General features: G+C 56.5%; 1 protein-coding gene. It reads right to left on the bottom strand.

The window, feature by feature from the left end; genetic code table 11:
* Positions 1-191 (bottom strand): hypothetical protein (locus AC6UDE_RS07040; protein WP_500697039.1); only part of this gene is annotated, 191 nt, incomplete at its 3' end.
* Between the last annotated feature and the right edge of the window lie 71 nt (positions 192-262).

The following is a 262-nucleotide window of genomic DNA, read 5'->3' as shown; positions in this document are numbered from 1 at the left end:
GTCAAAGCCACGTTTTGATCCCAGCTCCAGTCGCCATCCGGCACCAAAATTTGATCACCCACGCTGGAGACGGCCAGCGCAGCGCGCACGCCGTCATCATCACCCGTGACGGCGGCAATTACGGCAGCCTGGACTTGGCTTCCTGCCAGAACAGCCAGCAGAAGCCCGATAATGCAGTCACTCTTTTGCATAACCGTTATTCAGGATGAATGAAGAGGTGCCGGACAAGCTGGAACCAAGGCTGACCGTGACGGTTTGATCA

The organism is Fructilactobacillus sp. X2R5C3 (genome assembly GCF_059901325.1).
Note: the sequence above shows the minus strand (reverse complement) of the source record. Positions and strands in the feature narration are given on the sequence as shown.